Source organism: Streptomyces sp. NPDC055078 (assembly GCF_053607985.1).
In genome coordinates, this window is sequence record NZ_JBSGUP010000614.1 from 1 (window position 1) to 4,965 (window position 4,965).

Below are 4,965 nucleotides of genomic sequence, written 5' to 3' on the forward strand. Positions count from 1 at the left end.
CCTCCCAGTGGTCCGGGCCGCCGAGGTCGCCGCCGGGCAGCAGCCAGCCGGCCAGCGCGAAGTAGGGGGCCGCGGCGAAGCCGAGGGCGGCGCCCGCCTCCGCGTCGCCGACCGCGCGGCTGGCGGAACCGGCGCCGCCCAGGAGCAGCAGACCGGTGACGGCGGCGGCCAGGGCGCGCAGCCCGCCGGAGGGGCCGGGCCAGGCCAGGACGGCGAGTCCGGCGCCCAGGGTGAGGACGAGCATGCCCAGCAGGACGCGGCGGGAGGCCGGAGCACTCCAGCCGAAGGGCTGGCGCTCCATCGTCCCGGCGATTCCCTCGACGATGTCGTCCAGCAGGACCTCGGGCAGTGCGTCGGTGCGTGGTCTGAGGTAGAGGGTCTCGCCGTCGAGCACGCCGAGTGCCGCGAGGCCGGTGTCCTCGTCGAGCGAGGAGCCACCGAGGCGCTGGAGGACCCAGCCACCGTGTTCCAGCCCTTCTTCGTCCAGGTCGTCGCCCGCGTGCCGCACCAGGGTGGGCAGCAGGTCGGCGACAGGCACATCGGCAGGTACTGCGAGATCGATGGACTTGGCCGGAGCGCGCACGGTGACGCGGCACAGTCCGGACGTGGTGCTGTCGGTCATGGGGAGAACTCACGCTTCGTCGGGAGGCACCAAGGGCCTCCGGCAGATCGATCGTTGGACGTGTGCGCCATCGGGCTGCACACTTGAACCGGCTCCTCGTGTACGTCCGCCCGAGTGAACCGTGAGACGGATCGTAGACTGTCGCCGACTGTTGGCTTTCGCCTCATGGGGTCGGCTGCGGCGGCATGCGCCCTTCGTCCGGTCTGTCCGCGCTGACAGCCCCGTCCGTCTGTATCACTGCTCCGCGCCGCCGCGGACGGCAGCCCCCGATCCCGTATCTGAGTCGTGCCCGTGTCGCCCCGCGGCACCCCGAAGGAGAGCGCTCTTGAGTACCATCCTGTTCCGTCGGCCCGCCCGCAGGCGCGGACCGGACATGCCCGACGGGGAGTTGAGTCTTCAGGAGCCGCCCACACTTCCGGAGGTCACCCCGGACAGCTCGGCGGTGTGGAACTATCTGCCGATGGCGCTGATGTCGGTGTCCATGATGCTGATGTACATGCGTCCCGGCGGCGCCAGGAGCGGGGTGTTCATCTATCTGGCGCTGGGGATGATGGTGGTCTCCGCCGTGGCGATGGTGCTGGGCCAGTACGTGCGACGCAGCAGCGAGCGCAAGCAGCGGCTGAAGGGCGAGCGGCGGGACTATCTGCGCTATCTGCGCCAGGTGCGGCGCAAGGTGCGCGCGACGGTCGCCGAGCAGCAGCGGGCATCGGCCTGGCGGCATCCGGCGCCGGAGGCGCTGTGGTCGCTGGTGGGCACGAGCCGGCTGTGGGAACGCCGCCCGGCGGACGATGACTTCGCGGAGGTGCGGGTCGCGGTCGGTGACCAGAAGATGGGCCTGCGGCTGGCACCGCTGTCCACCCAGCCGGTGGAGGACCTGGAGCCGCTCAGCGCACACGCGCTGCGCAGCTTCATCCGTGCCTACTCCACCGTCCCCGGGCAGCCGATCGCGGTGTATCTGCGGGCCTGGGCGCGGGTGCTGTTCCGTGGTGACCAGGAGCGGATCCGCGCGCTCGCGCGGGCGATGGTGGCCCAACTGGCGGTGGTGCACTCCCCCGAGGACGTCTGGATCGCGGTGTGCGCGGCCGACGACCGGCGCGCGGACTGGGAGTGGGTCAAGTGGCTGCCGCACAACCTGCACCAGGTGGAGTCGGACGGTGCGGGCTCGGTACGGATGGTGGTCACCTCGGTGAACGAGCTGGACGACCTGCTGGGTGTGGAGTTCGCCGAGCGGGCCGTGTTCGACCCGGAGGCGCGGCCCGGCCGCGAGGAGCCGTACGTGGTGATCGTGCTCGACGGGGTGCCGGTTCCGGCCGGACACAGGGCGGACGGGCCCGGCTTCCGCAACGCGGTGCTGCTGGACCTGGACGGTGCGCTGACCTGGCGGCCGGGCCGGGTGACACTCCGGCTGGACCTCGAAGAGGAGGCGATGCGGCTGGTGCGCACCGACCGGGAGCGCAAGGAGCAGTTCACCTCGCTGGGGCAGCCGGACGCGATGGGCACGGCGACCGCGGTGTCGCTCGCCAAGCGGCTGGCACCGTACCGGATGGGCGGGGGGCGGGATACGGGCGAGCCGATGGCCGCCGATACCGAGCTGACCACGCTGCTCGGCATCGCCGACCTGTACCGCCATGATCCGGCGTCGCTGTGGGGGCGGCGCACCCGCTCGGAGCGGCTGCGGGTGCCGATCGCGGTGGGTCCCGGCGGAGATCCGGTGGAACTGGACATCAAGGAGTCGGCGCAGGGCGGCACCGGGCCGCACGGCATGCTCATCGGCGCCACCGGTTCGGGCAAGAGCGAGCTGCTGCGCACCCTGGTGCTGGCGCTGGCGCTGACCAACTCCTCCGAGACACTGAACTTCGTCCTGGTGGACTTCAAGGGCGGCGCGACCTTTCTCGGCCTGGACGAACTCCCGCACACCTCCGCGGTGATCACCAACCTGGCGGACGAGGTGGAGCTGGTCGCCCGTATGCAGGACGCGGTGCACGGTGAGCTGATCCGCCGTCAGGAGCTGCTGCGGGCCGCGGGCAACTACACCTCGGCGCTGGAGTACGAGAAGGCGCGGGCCGACGGGACGCCGCTGGACCCACTGCCGAGCCTGTTCATCGTGGTGGACGAGTTCAGTGAACTGCTGGCCGCGCACCGCGAGTTCATGGAGCTGTTCGTGATGATCGGGCGGCTCGGGCGCAGCCTCGGAGTGCATCTGCTGCTCGCCTCGCAGCGGCTGGACGAGGGCCGGATGCACCAGCTGGAGTCGCATCTGTCGTACCGGATCGGTCTGCGGACCTTCTCCGCGATGGAGAGTCGCGGGGTGCTGGGGGTGCCGGACGCCTATGAGCTGCCTCCGATGCCGGGCAGCGGTTTCGTCAAGACCGGTGTGGAGGCGCTGACCCGCTTCCGCGCCGCGTACGTCTCCGGCCCCTACCGGCCGCGCAGCGGCTCGGTGCACCAGGCACGGGTGGCCAGTCAGGTGGTGCCGTGGACATCGGGCTGGGTGGTGCCCCGGCAACTGCCCGATCCGCCGGAGGAGGAGCGGGAGGCGCCCGAGCAGAGGGAGGAGGAGGGCCGGTCGCTGCTGTCGGTGGCCGTGGAACGGATGCGGGACGCCGGGCCGCCGGCCCACCAGGTGTGGCTTCCGCCACTGAGCGAGCCGTCCACGCTGGACGAGCTGCTCGGCCCGCTGGAGCCGCACCCGGCATACGGGCTGACCAGCACGGCGCCCCGAGGGCGGCTCAGGGCTCCGGTGGGCATCGTGGACCGGCCCTTCGACCAGCGCCGTGACCCGCTGATGGTGGACCTGTCGGGTGCCGGGGGCCATGTGGCCGTCGCGGGCGGCCCGCAGAGCGGCAAGTCGACGCTGCTGCGCACGCTGATAACCTCGCTCGCTCTCACCCACACCCCGCGCGAAGTGCAGTTCTACTGCCTGGACTTCGGAGGCGGCACACTCTCCGGGCTGGCCGGTCTGCCGCACGTGGGCGGGGTCGCGGCTCGGGTGGACAGGGAACGGGTGGGGCGGGTGATCTCCGAGGTCACCTCCCTGCTGGCCCGGCGCGAGGGGTTCTTCCTGGAGCAGGGCATCGACTCGATGGCGTCGTTCCGGCGGCGCCGGGCGGCCGGGGAGTTCCCCGACGAGTCGCACGGCGACGCGTTCCTGGTGATCGACGGATGGTCCACGGTCCGCCAGGACTACGACCAGTACCTCTCCACGTTCAGCGCACTGGCCCAGCGCGGTCTGAACTACGGCATCCATCTGGTGGTCTCCACGGCCCGCTGGGTCGAGCTGCCCGCGGCGGTGCGCGACCAGGCGGGCACCCGGCTGGAGTTGCGGATGGGCGACCCCATGGACTCCTCGGTCGACGCACGCAAGGCGGCCAAGGTGCCGCGGGTGGCGGGCCGGGGCCTGACCCACGACTCGAAGCTGCACTTTCTGACCGCGCTGCCGCGGATGGACGGCAGTGCCGTCGCCACGGACCTCTCCGAGGGGGTGGGGGACCTGGTCGCCCGGGTGAGCGAGCACTGGTCGGACCCGCCGGCGCCGCCGGTGCGCATGCTGCCCACACTGCTTCCGGCCGCCGGCCTGCCCGCCGCCGGGAGCGGTGACCTGCGGGTGGCGCTGGGTGTGGAGGAGGAGAGGATGGGCACGCTGTGGCACGACTTCACGGCGACCCCGCACCTGATCGTCGTCGGCGACACCGAGAGCGGCAAGACCAACCTGCTGCGGCTGATGGCGAAGGCGATCACCGAGCGGTTCACGCCCGACGAGGCACGGATCATGGTGGTGGACTACCGCCGGGACCTGGTGGAGGCGGTACCGGACGAGTACCGGCTGGGGCACGCGGTGTCGCTGGACGCGCTGAAGGAGATGGTGGACGGTGTGGCGCGGGCGGTGCGCACCCGGGTGCCGGGCCCGGACATCGCACCGTCACGGATGCGGCAGTGCGACTGGTGGACCGGTCCGCGGCTGTTCGTGCTGGTCGACGACTACGACATGGTCGGAGGCGGCGGCCCGCTGAATCAGCCCTTCGGCCCGCTGGCGGACCACCTCGCGCTGGGCCACGAGGTGGGCATGCATCTGGTGGTGGCCCGTTCGGCGGGGGGCGCCTCGCGCGGGCTGAACGACCCGCTGCTGCGCCGTCTGCTGGAGGTCAACACCCCCGGTCTCCTGCTGTCCTGCCCACCCACCGAGGGCTATGTGTTCGGCAATGTCAAGGGCCGCAACCTGATCCCCGGCCGCGGGGTGTGGATCACCCGCCGCAAGAGCACGGATGTCCAGACGGCGCTGGTCGACACGGTGGCCCCGTGACCGGCGCGGCCACGCGGACGGCGATCCCGCCGGGGTACGGGCC

2 protein-coding genes are annotated in these 4,965 nt (G+C 71.9%); one reads left to right on the forward strand and one right to left on the reverse strand.

The features are described from left to right. The coding region (gene eccD, locus ACWF94_RS33310) for a type VII secretion integral membrane protein EccD (RefSeq protein WP_453497177.1) at positions 1–622 on the reverse strand (622 nt) is incomplete at its 3' end. A gap of 325 nt (positions 623–947) precedes the next feature. On the opposite strand from eccD, the gene eccCa reads away from it, so the two are divergent. Beyond that, entirely contained in the window at positions 948–4,922 is a 3,975-nt protein-coding gene (eccCa, locus tag ACWF94_RS33315) for a type VII secretion protein EccCa (RefSeq protein ID WP_453497180.1), read from the forward strand. Positions 4,923–4,965 lie beyond the last annotated feature (43 nt).